The 14886-nt window shown below is 60.1% G+C and carries 19 protein-coding genes and 1 pseudogene; 17 read left to right on the plus strand and 3 right to left on the minus strand.

From position 1 onward, the window contains the following. Positions 1-483: 483 nt before the first annotated feature. The 3 genes from rluC to G7016_RS19495 are packed head-to-tail and all read left to right on the plus strand — an operon-like array spanning position 484 to position 3113. Positions 484-1440 carry a 23S rRNA pseudouridine(955/2504/2580) synthase RluC gene (rluC, locus tag G7016_RS19485; RefSeq protein WP_181117366.1) on the plus strand — a complete coding sequence of 319 codons (957 nt, stop codon included), beginning with the start codon at positions 484-486 and terminating at the stop codon, positions 1438-1440. Continuing rightward, on the plus strand, positions 1433-2110 hold the full coding sequence (locus G7016_RS19490) for an HAD-IA family hydrolase (protein WP_308812194.1): 678 nt from the start codon (positions 1433-1435) through the stop codon (positions 2108-2110). The genes rluC and G7016_RS19490 overlap by 8 nt, the downstream gene beginning before the upstream one ends. 4 nt (positions 2111-2114) lie before the next feature. Beyond that, positions 2115-3113 carry a S49 family peptidase gene (locus G7016_RS19495; protein ID WP_181117368.1) on the plus strand — a complete coding sequence of 333 codons (999 nt, stop codon included), beginning with the start codon at positions 2115-2117 and terminating at the stop codon, positions 3111-3113. A gap of 81 nt (positions 3114-3194) precedes the next feature. Here G7016_RS19495 and G7016_RS19500 read toward each other — a convergent pair whose 3' ends face one another. Further along, positions 3195-3773, minus strand: coding sequence for a Maf family protein (locus G7016_RS19500; RefSeq protein WP_181117369.1), 579 nt, complete (start codon positions 3771-3773; stop codon positions 3195-3197). Between the two features lie 109 nt (positions 3774-3882). Here G7016_RS19500 and G7016_RS19505 point away from each other — a divergent pair, with 109 nt between their 5' ends. From G7016_RS19505 to tmk, 10 genes and pseudogenes are all read left to right on the plus strand, one after another. Further along, positions 3883-4410 (plus strand): YceD family protein, encoded by a 528-nt coding sequence (locus G7016_RS19505; RefSeq protein WP_181117370.1) that lies wholly within the window; start codon positions 3883-3885, stop codon positions 4408-4410. A gap of 13 nt (positions 4411-4423) precedes the next feature. Then, positions 4424-4606, plus strand: coding sequence for a 50S ribosomal protein L32 (gene rpmF, locus G7016_RS19510; RefSeq protein WP_168081858.1), 183 nt, complete (start codon positions 4424-4426; stop codon positions 4604-4606). A gap of 3 nt (positions 4607-4609) precedes the next feature. Further along, complete coding sequence (plsX, locus tag G7016_RS19515; protein WP_181117371.1) at positions 4610-5644, plus strand: phosphate acyltransferase PlsX; 1035 nt, start codon at positions 4610-4612, stop codon at positions 5642-5644. A gap of 93 nt (positions 5645-5737) precedes the next feature. Beyond that, entirely contained in the window at positions 5738-6676 is a 939-nt protein-coding gene (fabD, locus tag G7016_RS19520; RefSeq protein WP_181117372.1) for an ACP S-malonyltransferase, read from the plus strand. Positions 6677-6692: 16 nt separating this feature from the next. Then, positions 6693-7433, plus strand: a complete 741-nt coding sequence (fabG, locus tag G7016_RS19525; protein ID WP_181117373.1) for a 3-oxoacyl-ACP reductase FabG — start codon at positions 6693-6695, stop codon at positions 7431-7433. A 193-nt stretch (positions 7434-7626) separates the two neighbouring features. Next, the gene (acpP, locus tag G7016_RS19530) at positions 7627-7863 is read left to right on the plus strand and encodes an acyl carrier protein (protein ID WP_004884578.1); all 237 of its coding nucleotides are present in this window, start codon (positions 7627-7629) and stop codon (positions 7861-7863) included. A gap of 110 nt (positions 7864-7973) precedes the next feature. Then, positions 7974-9218, plus strand: a complete 1245-nt coding sequence (gene fabF / locus G7016_RS19535) for a beta-ketoacyl-ACP synthase II (protein WP_181117374.1) — start codon at positions 7974-7976, stop codon at positions 9216-9218. Continuing rightward, on the plus strand, positions 9218-10033 hold the full coding sequence (gene pabC, locus G7016_RS19540; RefSeq protein WP_181117375.1) for an aminodeoxychorismate lyase: 816 nt from the start codon (positions 9218-9220) through the stop codon (positions 10031-10033). Before fabF ends, pabC begins: the two co-directional genes overlap by 1 nt. Before the next feature lie 2 nt (positions 10034-10035). Then, positions 10036-11166: an endolytic transglycosylase MltG gene (gene mltG, locus G7016_RS19545; protein ID WP_181117376.1), complete on the plus strand. Its 1131-nt coding sequence runs from the start codon at positions 10036-10038 to the stop codon at positions 11164-11166. A 10-nt stretch (positions 11167-11176) separates the two neighbouring features. After that, a pseudogene (tmk, locus tag G7016_RS19550) lies at positions 11177-11503 on the plus strand (dTMP kinase); the annotation flags it as partial. Positions 11504-11799: 296 nt separating this feature from the next. Here tmk and G7016_RS19555 read toward each other — a convergent pair. Further along, positions 11800-12270, minus strand: coding sequence for a helix-turn-helix domain-containing protein (locus G7016_RS19555; protein ID WP_181117377.1), 471 nt, complete (start codon positions 12268-12270; stop codon positions 11800-11802). A gap of 128 nt (positions 12271-12398) precedes the next feature. Between G7016_RS19555 and G7016_RS19560 the strand changes: the two genes are divergently transcribed. The 4 genes from G7016_RS19560 to G7016_RS19575 all read left to right on the plus strand — a co-directional run bounded on the left by G7016_RS19560 (position 12399) and on the right by G7016_RS19575 (position 14082). Then, positions 12399-12794 carry a DUF6957 family protein gene (locus G7016_RS19560; protein ID WP_181117378.1) on the plus strand — a complete coding sequence of 132 codons (396 nt, stop codon included), beginning with the start codon at positions 12399-12401 and terminating at the stop codon, positions 12792-12794. A 60-nt stretch (positions 12795-12854) separates the two neighbouring features. Further along, complete coding sequence (locus tag G7016_RS19565) at positions 12855-13301, plus strand: hypothetical protein (protein ID WP_181117379.1); 447 nt, start codon at positions 12855-12857, stop codon at positions 13299-13301. A gap of 90 nt (positions 13302-13391) precedes the next feature. Continuing rightward, positions 13392-13775: a hypothetical protein gene (locus G7016_RS19570; protein ID WP_181117380.1), complete on the plus strand. Its 384-nt coding sequence runs from the start codon at positions 13392-13394 to the stop codon at positions 13773-13775. A gap of 28 nt (positions 13776-13803) precedes the next feature. Then, positions 13804-14082, plus strand: a complete 279-nt coding sequence (locus G7016_RS19575; protein ID WP_181117381.1) for a hypothetical protein — start codon at positions 13804-13806, stop codon at positions 14080-14082. 260 nt (positions 14083-14342) lie between these two features. On the opposite strand, the gene G7016_RS19580 is transcribed toward G7016_RS19575, so the two are convergent. Continuing rightward, a complete protein-coding gene (locus G7016_RS19580; protein WP_181117382.1) occupies positions 14343-14606 on the minus strand; it encodes a hypothetical protein in 264 nt (87 codons plus the stop codon). Between the last annotated feature and the right edge of the window lie 280 nt (positions 14607-14886).

Raw genomic sequence — 14886 nt, forward strand, 5'->3', positions numbered from 1 at the left:
GACACTCTGGCTGCCACTGGCGGGCTCGGTGCCACACGGCACGCTACCTGTGCATCTCCACCCTACACGTATCCCTGATAATTCGGGTGCTGCCGCGCGCTGAATCCGCAACGGGTTGGCATTTATCACGACGCCGGTTGGCTGTCGCACGCTAAAAAAATCAAGGCTTGTATTTCCGAAGCCTGCACCATTGCCCGATAAAACGGCTGCGCTCGTATATAAGCCGCAGGATTCGAACACCCAGGGCACGATAAGACCGCCCTGTTGGATTCAACTCGTTCTTGCCAGGCTGCGCCTTGTGCGAACCGTAGGTTCGTCGCGCGGTGTAAGCCCCGTCGGACGGCCTCGCGTCCTCGGTGAACATCTGGGTAAGCGGCGGTCGTTTACCGTCTGTCACTCCCCGGCCGCTTATGGCGGCGCTCGGGACTATAGCAGCAAACATTAAGTGCTTCAAATGGCTGAAAAATTGATATTATCCGCGCCATGACCACGACCTCTCCTCCAACTTCGGGCGTTCAGTTGCTTGAAGTTGCGCCGGAACTTGCCGGCCAACGCATCGACAATTTTCTTATCACGGCGCTCAAGGGCGTACCTCGCACGCTGGTTTATCGCATCCTGCGCAAGGGCGAAGTACGCGTCAATAAAGGCCGTATCAAGCCCGAATACAAGCTGCAGGCCGGCGATATCGTGCGTGTGCCGCCGCTCCGGCTGCCCGAGCGTGACGCCCCGGTGCCAGTTGCCCAGGGGCTGCTGCAGCGCCTCGAGGCCGCCATCGTGCACGAAGACAAGGGCCTGATCATCCTCAACAAGCCTGCCGGCATTGCCGTTCATGGCGGCAGCGGGCTCAGCTTCGGGGTAATCGAGGCCTTCCGTCAGCTGCGCCCGGACGCCAAGGAGCTCGAACTGGTGCACCGGCTGGACCGGGACACCTCCGGGCTGCTGATGATCGCCAAGAAGCGCAGCATGTTGCGCCATCTGCACGAGGCGCTGCGCGGCGATGGCGTGGACAAGCGCTACATGGCGCTGGTGCGCGGCCACTGGCCTACCAGCAAGAAGCAAGTGAATGCGCCGTTGCTCAAAAGCAACCTGCGCTCCGGCGAGCGCATGGTGGAGGTCAATCCCGAGGGCAAGGAGGCCTTGACGTTGTTCAAGGTGCTGCGCCGCTTCGGCGAATTCGCTACGTTAGTGGAGGCGCGGCCGGTGACCGGGCGCACTCACCAGATTCGCGTGCACGCGCTGCATGCCGGCCACTGCATCGCCGGGGACGCCAAATACGGCGACGAGGATTTCACCCGGGAATTGCGCGATCTGGGCGGCAAGCGGCTGTTCCTGCATGCCTATGCGCTGTCTCTGACCCTTCCTGATGGCAGCCGCCTGGACGTACAAGCCCCCGTGGACGAGTTGTGGGCCGCCGCGGTGGAGCGCCTGGCCAGTGCCTGATTACGATCTGCTGATTTTCGATTGGGATGGAACGCTAGCTGATTCCATTGGCCGCATCGTCGATGCCATGCAGCATGCGGCCGTCGCCTGCGGGCTCTTGCCGCGAGACGCCACGCAGGTCAAAGGCATCATCGGGCTGGGGCTGCCGGAGGCGATTCAGGCCTTGTATCCCCGCCTTGGCGAGGCTGAAGTGCTCGCCTTTCGCGATCAATATGCCCAACGTTACATTGCCCTCGAAGCCTCCCCGTCGCCGCTCTTTCCCGGGGTGGCTGAGGGGCTGGAACTGTTTCGGCAGGCGGGCTACCGGCTGGCCGTGGCCACAGGGAAGGCGCGCCGCGGCCTTGACCGGGTATTGAAGGGGCATTCGCTGGAGAGCTTCTTCGACATTACCCGGGCAGCCGACGAAACGCGAAGCAAGCCCCACCCGCTGATGCTCGAAGAAATCCTCACTTACTGCGGCGTGCGGCCTGAGCGTGCGTTGATGATCGGCGACTCGGCATTCGACCTGCAGATGGCTCGCAACGCGGGTATGCCGTGTGTCGCGGTAGGCTATGGCGCCATCGAGCTCGATGCGCTGATGGCGTACGAACCGGTGCTGGCCGTGGAACGCTTTGCTCAATTGACCGCCTGGCTGAGCCCTGGCGAACCCTTGTCCTCGAAAGGTGAATGAACGGATGTCAGACCAATGGAAAGCGCCCTCCGCCGAAGAAGAGCCGGGCCCTCGCAGTTCCGACGACCGTAGCTGGAAGCTGCTGGAGAAAACCCTGCTCGCCAGTGTGCAGGAACAGCGGCGCGCCAGGCGCTGGGGTATCTTCTTCAAAAGCCTGACCTTCCTTTATTTGCTGGGCATGCTGTTTCTTTTCTCGCCGCTCGCCAAGCTGGAGAAAAGCGCCGGTACCGCCAGCAGTTACACCGCACTGATCGACATCAAGGGCATGATCGCCGACAAGGAAGACGCCAGCGCTGACAACATCGTGACCAGCCTGCGCGCTGCCTTTGAAGACTCGAAGGTGAAAGGCGTGGTGCTGCGCATCAACAGCCCGGGCGGCAGCCCTGTGCAAAGCGGCTACGTGTACGACGAAATCCGCCGGTTGCGTGGCTTGCACCCTGATATCAAGGTGTACGCGGTGATCGCTGACCTCGGTGCATCCGGGGCCTATTACATTGCCAGCGCCGCGGACGAAATCTATGCCGACAAGGCAAGCCTGGTGGGTTCCATCGGCGTTACGGCGGCGGGCTATGGCTTTGTTGGCACCATGGAGAAGCTCGGCGTGGAGCGCCGGCCGTACAGCTCCGGCGAGCATAAAGCCTTCCTCGATCCCTTCCAGCCGGCCAAGGAGTCGGAGACCCGCTTCTGGCAGGGCGTGCTGGATACCACCCATCGGCAGTTCATCGCTCAGGTGAAGGCCGGGCGGGGCGACCGCCTGAAAGACAAGGATCACCCGGAACTGTTCTCAGGGCTGATCTGGTCCGGCGAACAGGCACTGGAACTGGGGCTGATCGACGGCCTGGCCAGCAGCAGCTACGTGGCGCGGGAAATCGTACACGCCAAGGACCTGGTGGACTTCACCGTCGAAGAATCCCCGCTGGACCGTTTCTCGAAAAAGCTCGGCGCCAGCGTGGCCAGCGAGATGGCCCTCTGGATGGGCTTCGCCGGCCCGACGCTTCGCTAGCCGTAAGCGGCAAGCTTTAAGCTGCAAGCCGCAAGCCGCAAGCTGAACGCAGCATGCTTGTAGCTTGTAGCTTGTAGCTTGTTAAGGCACCACCACCCCAGCCTGCGCCAGCATCGCCACCAGGCGGATCAGCGGCAGGCCAACCAGGCTGGTGGCGTCCGGCCCTTCGGTGCTTTCGAACAGGCTCACGCCAAGGCCCTCTGCCTTGAAGCTGCCGGCGCAATCGTAGGGTTGCTCGGCCTGGAGGTAGCGGGTAAGGGCGCTTCGGTCCAGCTGGCGCATGTTGACCGAGAACGGCACCACGTCCACCTGGCATTGGCCGGTATGGCTATCGAGCAGGGCCAGGCCGGTCAGGAAGGTCACTCGCCGGCCGCTGGCGGCGGTCAGTTGTTCCAGTGCCTGTTCAAAACCGCCCGGCTTGCCCAGTATCCGGTCACCCAGTACGGCCACCTGATCGGAGCCGATGATCAGGTGTGCGGGGTGTCGCGTGGCTAGCGCCCTGGCCTTGGCCTCGGCCAGCCGCCGCACCAGCTCGCGAGCAGGCTCGCCGTCCAGGCGCCGTTCGTCGAGGTTGGGTGCCTCGCTCTCGAAAGGCAGGCCCAGGCGGCTCAGCAGGGCGTGTCGGTAGGTGGAGCTGGACGCCAGAATCAATGGCCGCACGGGTGGTCTCTCCATAATAAAGGCCGTGATTCTACGCCTGCGCCGCTGCGCTGCCGATGGCCTAATTTCCTTTGACACAGCAAGGGGGCATCCCTAGAATGTCGCGCCTATGTTGAATGACCCGATTCCACCTCACGTTGACCCGCGCAAATTGGCCGATCGCGGCGCTGCCTTAAACGGTAGCCTGCCTCTTGCCAGTTTGGAGAGACTTTGCGACCTGCTTTCCGATGATGTCGGTACGGTCCAGGGTAAATTCATCTTCGAGCGAGACGAAGATCACACCGTGCTCATGCGCAGTGATCTGAGTGTCGAGGTCAAGATGGTTTGCCAGCGCTGTCTTGAGCTGGTCACCCTCCCGATCCACAGCGAATGTACATACGCCGTGGTGAAGGAGGGTGCGAATACCCAATCGTTACCGAAAGGTTATGACGTGCTGGAACTGGGCGAAGGTCCTCTGGACCTGCGGGATGTGATCGAAGAGGAGCTTCTTCTCGCGCTGCCGATCATTCCCGCTCATCATCCGGAAGAATGCCAGCAGCCGGCGGGTCTCGAAGAGCCCGAGCCGAGCGAGGACGAGGTAACGCGGTCCAACCCGTTCAGTGTATTGGCGCAGTTAAAGCGTGACCCAAACGTTTAGGAGTTAATCAATTATGGCTGTTCAGCAGAACAAAAAATCCCGCTCTGCCCGCGACATGCGCCGTTCGCACGACGCTCTCGAGCCGAACGCACTGTCCGTTGAAAAAACCACCGGTGAAGTTCACCTGCGCCACCACGTTTCGCCTGAAGGCGTTTACCGTGGCCGCAAAGTGATCGACAAGGGCGCTGACGAGTAATCCTTGTCCGCTCAGATCATCGCGATCGACGCAATGGGCGGGGACTTCGGTCCCCGCAGCATTGTTCAGGCCTGTGTCGCCTGCCTGTCCGAACACCCCTCGCTGTACCTGACCCTCGTTGGTCAACCCAAGCTCCTTGAAGAAATCCTCACCACCCATCGGGGTGTCGATCGTTCTCGCCTTCAGATTCTGCCTGCTACCGAAGTGATCGGCATGAGTGACAAGCCGTCCCAGGCGTTGCGCGGCAAGCCGGACGCTTCCATGCGCATTGCGCTGCAAGCGCTGCGGGACGACCGTGTGCACGCAGTGGTAAGCGCCGGCAATACCGGTGCGCTCATGGCGCTGTCCTGCCATGTGCTTAAAACACTGCCCGGCGTGACCCGCCCCGCCATGGTTGCGGCAATCCCCACGCGCACAGGCCATTGCCAGGTGCTGGACCTGGGCGCCAACGTGGATTGCGACGCCGAGCACCTGTACCAGTTCGCCCATATGGGGGCATTGGCTGCCCAGGCCCAAGGCGTGATACGCCCTCGGGTGGCATTGCTCAATGTGGGCACCGAGGACATCAAGGGCAACCAGCAGGTCAAGGCAGCAGCGCGGCTATTGCAAAAGGCCGGGCTCAACTACATTGGTTACATTGAAGGTGACGGCGTGTACCGCGGTGAGGCCGATGTGGTGGTGTGCGACGGCTTCGTTGGCAATGTATTGCTCAAGGCCAGCGAGGGGCTGGCCAGCATGATCGGCGAGCGTATCGAAGCACAGTTCAGTGGCGGGCTGTTTGCCAGGCTGGCGGGCGCGGTCGCCCTCCCGGCCCTGCGGCGGTTACGCGAAGAGCTGGTTCCGGCGCGGCACAACGGCGCCAGTTTCCTGGGCTTGCAAGGCATTGTCGTAAAAAGCCATGGCGCGGCCGGTGTACAGGGCTTGAAAGCCGCAATCGAGCGCGCCCTGCAGCAAGTGGAAAGCAACCTGCCACGTCAGCTCGGCCAGGGGCTCGCCGCTGTACTTTCACCCAAGCAGGAAGACGGCGATAGAATGTGACCGGGCGGTTCCGGTTATCATCCAACACTGGATTTTCGTTTCCGGCCATGGCCGGGAGCATTTTCGACCACTGCATCGATAAGGGCGCGTTCAATGTCTGCAACCCTCGCATTCGTCTTTCCTGGGCAGGGCTCCCAGTCACTCGGCATGCTCGCCGACCAGGCCGGGCAGCACCCGTTGATTGGCGAAACCTTCAAGGAGGCGTCCGAGGCCCTTGGCTATGACCTCTGGGCGTTGACCCAGCAGGGGCCCGCCGAGCAACTGAACCAGACCGACAAAACCCAGCCGGCGATCCTTACCGCATCCATCGCGCTGTGGCGCGTATGGCAGGCTGAAGGCGGCGCACTGCCGGCCTACGTGGCCGGCCATAGCCTGGGCGAGTACAGCGCATTGGTGGCAGCTGGTAGCGTGGGCCTGGCCGACGCGGTTCGGCTGGTCGAGCGTCGGGGCCAGCTCATGCAGGAAGCCGTGCCGGCCGGGCAGGGCGGTATGGCCGCTGTGCTGGGCCTCAAAGACGAAGACGTTATCGCGGCGTGCGCCGAAGCGGCGAACGGTGACGTGGTAAGCGCGGTGAATTTCAACTCGCCGGGCCAGGTCGTGATTGCCGGTAGCGCGGCCGCTGTCGCGCGTGCCATCGAAGCCTGCAAGGCACGCGGAGCCAAGCGTGCCCTGCCGCTGCCCGTGAGCGTGCCATCGCACTGCGCATTGATGAAGCCTGCGGCCGAGCGCTTCGCCGAATCCGTGGCCGCCATCAACTGGCAGGCGCCGAAGATTTCGCTGGTACAAAACGTGACCGCTACCGTTCCGGCTACGCTGGAGGATCTGAAGCACAACCTCCTGGCTCAGCTGTACATGCCGGTTCGCTGGGTGGAATCCGTTGCGCTGCTGGCTCAGCAAGGTGCCAGGCAACTGGTTGAGTGCGGCCCGGGCAAGGTGTTGTCCGGCCTGAACAAGCGCTGCGCCGACGGCATAGAAACCTACAATCTGGATACCCCCGATGCCTTCGCCGCCGCTCGCGCGGCCTTGGCTTGAAACAGGAGAAGCTGGCATGAGCCTGCAAGGTAAAGTGGCACTGGTGACCGGTGCGAGTCGTGGCATTGGCCAGGCGATCGCCCTCGAGTTGGGCCGCCAGGGCGCCGTGGTCATCGGCACTGCAACCAGTGCCTCGGGGGCCGAGCGCATCAGCGCCACCCTCAAGGAACACAATATCGAAGGCGTGGGCCTGGAGCTCAACGTGTGCAACGACGAATCGGTCGCTGCCGCGCTGGCCACCATTTCGGAGCGTTTCGGCGCGCCGGCCATCCTGGTCAACAATGCCGGGATCACCCGCGACAACCTGATGTTGCGCATGAAAGACGACGAATGGTTCGACGTGGTCGATACCAACCTGAACAGTCTGTTCCGCCTGTCCAAGGCAGTGCTGCGTGGCATGACCAAGGCTCGCTGGGGCCGCATCATCAGCATCGGCTCGGTGGTGGGTGCCATGGGCAACGCCGGGCAAGTAAACTATGCCGCAGCCAAGGCTGGCCTGGAAGGTTTCAGCCGAGCGCTGGCGCGTGAAGTGGGCTCTCGGGGCATTACGGTGAACTCGGTCACCCCGGGCTTCATCGATACCGACATGACCCGCGAGCTTCCAGAGGCGCAGCGTGAAGGCCTGTTGACTCAGATCCCCCTGGGCCGTTTGGGCCAGGCTGAGGAAATCGCCAAGGTGGTCAGCTTCCTGGCTTCCGATGGCGCTGCTTATGTCACCGGCGCGACCGTTCCGGTCAACGGCGGCATGTACATGTGATCCAGCTCAATGGGGCACCGCGGAAAAAATGTCATACGTAATGCCCCAAAATCCGTTATAAAGCTGCATCCAGATTATAGAGGTCGCCGGCCGGCGTTTGGTGGGGTCGCATTCAACTTGAAATGCGAGTGCCTTCCTATAAACTTACACACCGGCCAGTTGCCAGACTATCCACTAGGAGTGAAAACCAGGTATGAGCACCATCGAAGAACGCGTCAAGAAAATCGTTGCCGAGCAGCTGGGCGTCAAAGAAGAAGAAGTCGTTAACACCGCCAGCTTCGTTGAAGACCTGGGCGCTGATTCTCTTGACACCGTTGAGCTGGTAATGGCACTGGAAGAAGAATTCGAAACCGAGATTCCAGACGAAGAAGCCGAGAAGATCACCACCGTTCAAGCAGCCATCGACTACGTCAACAGCCACCAGGCCTGATTGCCGTATTCGACGCTTCTTGTCAGAGAAAACCGCACTGCCTTCAATGGGCGTGCGGTTTTTTCTTTAAATAGGGCAAGAGGTTGAAACAAAGTATTAAGGAGAACACTGTGTCGCGTAGACGCGTCGTGGTCACTGGAATGGGCATGTTGTCGCCATTGGGCGTTGACGTGCCAAGTACCTGGCAAGGCATTCTGGCCGGCCAAAGCGGCATCGGTCCGATCGAGCATACCGACCTGTCAGCGTTTTCCACTCGGTTTGGCGGCTCGGTCAAGGCATTCGATGTGGCGCAGTATCTCTCGCCCAAAGAGGCCCGCAAGCTTGACCTGTTCATTCAGTATGGTCTGGCCGCTGGCTTTCAGGCTGTGCGCGATGCGGGGCTGAACATCGACGACAGCAACCGTGAGCGCATTGGCGTTGCCATGGGCTCGGGTATCGGTGGCCTCACCAACATCGAGGACACCAGCCGTACGCTTCACGAGCAGGGGCCGCGGCGGATTTCTCCGTTCTTCGTGCCTGGCTCGATCATCAACATGATTTCAGGCTTCCTGTCGATCCACCTGGGCGTTCAGGGGCCAAACTACGCCGTGTCCACGGCGTGCACCACGGGTACCCACTGCATTGGCATGGCGGCCCGCAACATCGCCTATGGCGAAGCGGACGTAATGATCGCCGGCGGCGCCGAAATGGCCGCCTGCGGCCTGGGCATGGGTGGCTTCGGCGCGGCGCGGGCACTGTCCACGCGCAACGATGAGCCCACGCGCGCCAGCCGGCCGTGGGACAAGGGGCGGGATGGTTTTGTGCTGTCCGACGGTGCCGGTGCGCTCGTGCTCGAAGAGCTTGAGCATGCCCGGGCGCGCGGGGCGCGGATCTATGCCGAACTGGTTGGCTTCGGCACCAGTGGCGACGCCTTCCATATGACCTCCCCACCCGAAGACGGCGCGGGCGCGGCCCGTTGCATGGTCAATGCCCTCAAGGACGCCGGCCTGGCGCCCGACGCAGTGCAATACATCAATGCCCACGGCACCTCTACCTCCGCCGGCGACCTCGCCGAAGTACGGGCGATCAAGTCGGTGTTCGGCGGGCACGCCTACAAGCTGGCGGTCAGTTCCACCAAGTCCATGACCGGCCATTTGCTGGGCGCGGCGGGTGCGGTCGAGGCCATCTTCAGCGTGCTCGCGATTCGTGATCAGGTGGCGCCGCCGACCATCAACCTCGATGAGCCGGACGACGATTGCGATCTGGACTTCGTGCCGCACGAAGCGCGGGAAATGCCGATCGATGTCGTGCTGTCGAACTCCTTCGGCTTTGGCGGTACCAACGGCTCTCTGGTGTTCCGCCGGTTCAGCGAGTAATGGAAGCCTGGGTCGATGGCCGGCCAGCCAGTGCGATCGGCCTGGGCAACCGTGGCCTGGCATACGGCGACGGCCTGTTCGAAACCCTTCGGGTGCGGGCCGGCCGGCCGAAACTGCTGGAGCGGCACCTGGAGCGCCTGGCCCATGGCTGCGCGCGCCTGGGGCTACCTTTTGATGAGCCAACGCTGCGCGCTGAGCTGCACGCCTATGGCGGCCAACTGGGCGATGGCGTACTCAAGCTCATCATTACCCGAGGCGATAGCGCACGCGGCTATGCGGGCGACCCTGATGCGCCAGCGCGGCGTATTCTCCAGAGCAGCCCGCTCCCGGAGTACCCCGTGCAACGGCAAGCCGAGGGTATCGCACTGTACCCGTGCAACACTCGGCTGGCCGAACAGCCCTTGCTGGCTGGCCTCAAGCACCTCAACCGCCTGGAGCAGGTACTGGCCCGCGCCGAATGGCAAGGCACCAATTACGCCGAGGGTTTGATGCGCGATACCAGTGGCCGGCTGATCGAAGGCGTGTTCAGTAACCTGTTCATGGTGTGCGAGGGGCGGCTGGTTACTCCAGGCCTCACCCGTTGCGGCGTTGCTGGCACCCTGCGGGCGGAGCTGATTGCCCAGGCCATGGCGAGCGACCGGCCAGTGGTTGTCGAGGACATTCCCCTCGAGCGCCTGGCAAGTGCCAGCGAAGTGTTCATGTGTAACAGCGTCTATGGCATCTGGCCGGTCCGCCGCTATGCACAGCTTGCTTGGCCGGCAGGGCCCCGCACCCGTAAACTTCAGCAGATGGCCTGCGAACTTCTGGATATCTGACAGTGCTACGCAAACTCCTGCTGCTGATCGAAACCCTGGTCATCCTCGCTGGCATCGCCATGGGGCTGGCCGTCTGGCGTGTCCAGGCCGTGCTGGACCAACCGCTGTCATTGCCGGCGGAACAGTTGATCGACGTACCCCTTGGCGCATCGCCAGGCGGCATGCTCAACCGCCTCGAAGATCAGGGCGCGCTCAAGGGCGCGTTCTGGGCTCGGCTGTACTGGCGGTTCAACCTGGATAGCCAACCGCTGCACACCGGCGAATACCGCCTGGGGCCCACCACCACGGTGCGGGAAATGCTCAGCCTGTGGCAGCGTGGCGAGGTGGTGCAGTACAGCCTTACGCTTGTCGAAGGCTGGACGTTCCGCCAGGTGCGCGCCGCGCTGGATCGCCAGGAAAAGCTCAAGCAAACGCTGGAAGGGCTTACCGATGAGCAGGTGATGGCCAAACTCGGCCACCCCGGCGTGTTTCCCGAGGGGCGGTTCTTTCCGGACACCTACAAATACGTGAAGGGGATGAGCGACGCCCAACTGCTGGAGCAGGCGTTCGATCGCCTCGATACGGTACTGGCTCAGGAGTGGCAGGCCCGCGCAGGCGACTTGCCCTACACCGAGCCTTACCAGGCGCTGGTCATGGCATCGCTGATCGAAAAGGAAACAGGCGTGCCTCAAGAGCGCGGGGAAATAGCCGGCGTGTTTGTGCGCAGGCTGGCCGCTGGCATGCTGCTGCAAACCGACCCCACGGTCATCTACGGCATGGGCGAGCGCTACACGGGGCGGATCACCCGCGCCGACCTGCGCGAACCCAGCCCCTACAACACGTACCTGAATCCCGGGCTGCCGCCAACGCCGATTTCGATGGTGGGTCGCGAAGCCATTCGCGCCGCGCTGAACCCCACGGCCGGGAGCAGCCTGTATTTCGTCGCCAAAGGCGACGGTAGCCACGTGTTCTCCGATGATATCGAAGCGCACAACCAGGCTGTGCGCCAATACCAGCTCAAGCGGCGTGCAGACTATCGCTCCAGCCCCGGTCCCACGGCCGTTCCTGCAGGAGCAGGGGAGGGTGTTCCGGGCGCCGACGCCCCGGCCGCCCCAGCGATGGCTGCCCCCGCCGAAGAAACGCAACAACCATGAGGAAGCCTGAGTGAGCGGTCTGTTCATCACCCTGGAAGGGCCGGAAGGTGCCGGCAAAAGCACCAACCGCGATTATATTGCCGCCCGCCTGCGTGACGCCGCAAAAGACGTGCAGCTTACCCGCGAGCCCGGTGGCACCCCGCTTGCCGAACGCATCCGTGAGCTATTGCTGGCGCCCAGCGAAGAACCCATGGCGGTGGATACCGAGCTGCTGCTGATGTTCGCCGCACGGGCCCAGCATATCGAGCAGGTCATCCGCCCGGCGTTGGCGCGGGGCGCGGTGGTGCTGTGTGATCGCTTCACCGCTTCATTATTTAGGGTGCCAAGTCTAGGTAAACCTGCAGCACTCGTTTCTACGATCTACGGCCTTTTTACAGCGTAGCCCATTTCACAAGGGCTGTAGCTCAATTCGCGCACCTTTCTCGATTCTTTTTCCCGACCTTGGAAGCTAAAAATGTAAACCCAAGGCAGCAATCGACCATCAACTTCAAAATGTAAACCTTAAAGCATCCTGCAGGGCGCCCTGGGTATCTCGCTAGAAGCAAAATCAGTGGAAATCCAATGAAAACGGGCATTTACCGGTTTACATCATCCCTGCTTCGCCCTATTTTCAGCTGCGCCACAGGTTTGATTTCAGCCCTGATTCGTTTGGTGCCACAGCCGCCGCAGGGTGCTTTCTGGTATTCCCAGCTCCCTCACTGCCTGAGCCGGGGTAAATCCTCTTTTCTTCAAGTCCTGAACGGCTTTCCATTTCACTCTGGCGGACTCTGTGCCTGGCCGCGTCAATTCCGCCGGCTCTCTTGGCAGAGTTGCATCCGCGAGCTCCAGGGCGTCCAGCTCTGCAAGAGAAGCTAGGAGCATTTCCCTAGCTGTTTTTTGATCATAAGAGGCAACCGCCAGGGCTAGGAGGGTGATCGGCTCCACCTTCAACGCGGCTGCTATCTGATAGCTCGTGTCTAGGCTCACCACACTCTTACCAAGTTCTAACTTACTCACGTAGGGCTGAGAGACAGAATCGCCGAAATTGGCGATGTCCTCCTGGAACAGCCCTTTACGAGTGCGTAGCAACTGGAGGCATGCTGCAAAGGAATGACGCAGCGACATCGAAAGCTCCCTAAAAGCGAACGATATGCCGCGTTTGCCTGCCGCCATGCAAAGAGCTATAGTTATATTGGTGGCGCTCCAGGGTTGGATTGTCAATTCATGCGTAATTATTTGCGGGGATGCAACGGATGGAAAGAGGGGTCGAAGCTGGGCTTTTCGGGCAAGAGGGGATTGCCCTGGCTGGCTCCGAACTGTCTCTCGATGAGGTGCTTGTTGCGGCTCGGCGACGGTATAAGTGGTTGCCCCTATGCGCCGTTCAAGAATGGATCATCCTGGACGCCATCGTCACCGACGCCGAGCGAGCCAAGGTGATCGCCGCTGGCTGCCAACCCATGTTCCTGTTTGCCCACAAAGTCGTGCACGACGAGCAGAGAAGATTCGAGGCCGGTCACTGGGTGCGCTCAAGTATGGGCACCACGTTCAAAGAAGGCTTCCTATTCGCCACGCGGAACACGGTTTACGTATTGCTTGGGCCAGGTCAACGCAAACCTGCGTCCATCGGAGCGATATTTTCCATCTCCTAAGAATCACTCATTGGTTAACTTCTGGGCCGGTGTATCGGCTTAGGAAATTTGGGGCACCAAATGTTCAGAACACAAGACGGCGATCTCATCGGCATTCCTGGCATGTTTGGAGAAGGGGTAGCGCAGTGGCGTGCCGTTTCACGTCTGCTGAAAACACATTGGTACCATCTTACTGTCCGTGGTGAAGAGAATGGTCGAAGCGCCGAGCTTGCGTGGATGGTCGAGGGAGAACAGGAGCTCCAACGCATGTTGATCTCCCAGGACGCCAACATCGCTATCACTGAGATCTGTGTTGTCACGCCTTCCTGGATGAATAAGCGTGGACGCTGGAATATGGAGACGGTCACGAAGATCACCATCGGCGAAGACGTCAATGGGTGCACAGCGTGTTTGCTTGAGGTCGAGGGTGGCGCGGTGTATCACAACTCTCATCAGCCTGGCTTCCGGCCCGATTTGCTAGCAAATTTACGACCGATTTTCCTCTCCAGCATGATTCGAGGGAGCTGACTCATACCACATTTTCGCCACGCTACCAGAATCGATGGTGCCGTGGCGAAATCCTGGTATTAGCCGCTAGAGCTTCACAAGGAGTAAGACATGGATAACGTCATCGATTTGATGTTTTACAGCAAGCGCCACTCATGGTTCGACCTCAGACGCCTGGTCAAGGCCAAAGAACAGACATTCTCTGCTCCCATCACTGCTTACCTCTGCGGGGTGTTCATTACCTCGCGCACTGGTGTTGGCGTTGTGTTTGGTCATGTGCGCCGCAAGGCAAATGGCTTTTTTGAAGATGGCCATTTGATCCGTACATCAGACGTAGTGTCAATCGAGAAAGAAGGGCGTTTCTGGGTGATGACTACCGAGAATTCGCGCTATGTCATTGCTACATTTCAGCGCGAAAATGGCCGGGCGAGCCTGCGTGAATTCCTGCACCTGTCGAATGGGCAGCACCATTTGTCCCCGCACAAGCTCCAATGACGCCCTAGTCGCAGCTTAGGATAAAGACATGCTCATCAAAAAAGGCGAGGTTCTGACGATTGCCTCAGGTATTTACGAGGGGTATGACCGAGCAGGCCCGTTCGTTGCTACTCAAGATTTTGATCTCGCCGTATTCGTCGCGTCCGCAAAGGATACGGTCGACGAGGCCTGGGAGAATGCGGGTTTAATGTATCAGATACCAAGGATGCTCTTCGCACAGGGCCTTGTTGTCATGAAGCCTTGCCGCAGAATATATCTAGGTTGGACGGATCTTGAGCTCGGTGAAGAAGAGGAAGATTTCCCATGATCCCGAGCAATATTCATCTCGATATCCTGGGATGTTTCAGCTGCGAAGACCTCGTTCGGTTAGGGATAGTCAAGCCGATAAATCAGGCGCTGGTTATGCGCGCTCTAGATTTGGTCAAGGACGTCGAATACGACATTGATAAGCCGTTGTTACCTGAGGATGAGTGAATATATAGGGGAGGAGTTCAGGTATTCTCAATAAATTAAGGTACGGCATCCACCGCTGCGCGTCACAGCGGGCGGTGGATATTCTTCATGCCCTCAGGCAGCCCAGGGTATCTTGATGGGTTCAACCATTAATACCTTGATTTTCTGCTTCGGCGACGTAATTTCATCATCGCTTTCCACGTAATTTCGCCACCCTTCATAAGCAGCCTCGATATCCCTGATGGAGCTGCATCCAATGTATGCGTAGGCGCGGGTGTCGATGATTTCGTGTTTGATCATACTCATTGTCGAACTGTCGCCCAGATCCATTGACTTCACAGTGATATCAAAGCTGACGTAACTTACAAGAAATCTCATGACTGCCCCAAAGCAAAGTGTTTTCCTATTTCGATAATCGTGGGCGTCGTGCGCGCAATGATTCTTAACGAATTTTGGAAAGAGTTCAAGAGGCCAGCAAGAATAATCCTTGAGTCATTCCTCACCAGTGAGACTTTTGAAATCTCACTGGTGAGGAATGGTCGCAACGTGAAAAGCCAGTAGTGAGTTAGCCCGCTTTTAGTTTATCCAACCCCTGATCGCTTAGGCTGTCGATTCAAACCTTGCAAGTTTCGCAGGATAAGATGGGTTAGGGGGGGAG

Source organism: Pseudomonas japonica (assembly GCF_013522925.1).
GTDB lineage: Bacteria > Pseudomonadota > Gammaproteobacteria > Pseudomonadales > Pseudomonadaceae > Aquipseudomonas > Aquipseudomonas japonica_A.

Excerpts from the sequence above, each read along its gene's own strand:
- acpP (WP_004884578.1), top strand. The coding sequence starts at position 7,627 with ATGAGCACCATCGAAGAACGCGTCAAGAAAATCGTTGCCGAGCAGCTG.
- fabD (WP_181117372.1), top strand. The coding sequence starts at position 5,738 with ATGTCTGCAACCCTCGCATTCGTCTTTCCTGGGCAGGGCTCCCAGTCA.
- rpmF (WP_168081858.1), top strand. The coding sequence starts at position 4,424 with ATGGCTGTTCAGCAGAACAAAAAATCCCGCTCTGCCCGCGACATGCGC.
- G7016_RS19575 (WP_181117381.1), top strand. The coding sequence starts at position 13,804 with ATGCTCATCAAAAAAGGCGAGGTTCTGACGATTGCCTCAGGTATTTAC.
- G7016_RS19580 (WP_181117382.1), bottom strand. The coding sequence starts at position 14,606 with ATGAGATTTCTTGTAAGTTACGTCAGCTTTGATATCACTGTGAAGTCA.
- fabG (WP_181117373.1), top strand. The coding sequence starts at position 6,693 with ATGAGCCTGCAAGGTAAAGTGGCACTGGTGACCGGTGCGAGTCGTGGC.
- G7016_RS19555 (WP_181117377.1), bottom strand. The coding sequence starts at position 12,270 with ATGTCGCTGCGTCATTCCTTTGCAGCATGCCTCCAGTTGCTACGCACT.
- G7016_RS19505 (WP_181117370.1), top strand. The coding sequence starts at position 3,883 with ATGTTGAATGACCCGATTCCACCTCACGTTGACCCGCGCAAATTGGCC.
- G7016_RS19570 (WP_181117380.1), top strand. The coding sequence starts at position 13,392 with ATGGATAACGTCATCGATTTGATGTTTTACAGCAAGCGCCACTCATGG.
- rluC (WP_181117366.1), top strand. The coding sequence starts at position 484 with ATGACCACGACCTCTCCTCCAACTTCGGGCGTTCAGTTGCTTGAAGTT.
- G7016_RS19560 (WP_181117378.1), top strand. The coding sequence starts at position 12,399 with ATGGAAAGAGGGGTCGAAGCTGGGCTTTTCGGGCAAGAGGGGATTGCC.
- G7016_RS19495 (WP_181117368.1), top strand. The coding sequence starts at position 2,115 with ATGTCAGACCAATGGAAAGCGCCCTCCGCCGAAGAAGAGCCGGGCCCT.
- pabC (WP_181117375.1), top strand. The coding sequence starts at position 9,218 with ATGGAAGCCTGGGTCGATGGCCGGCCAGCCAGTGCGATCGGCCTGGGC.
- G7016_RS19565 (WP_181117379.1), top strand. The coding sequence starts at position 12,855 with ATGTTCAGAACACAAGACGGCGATCTCATCGGCATTCCTGGCATGTTT.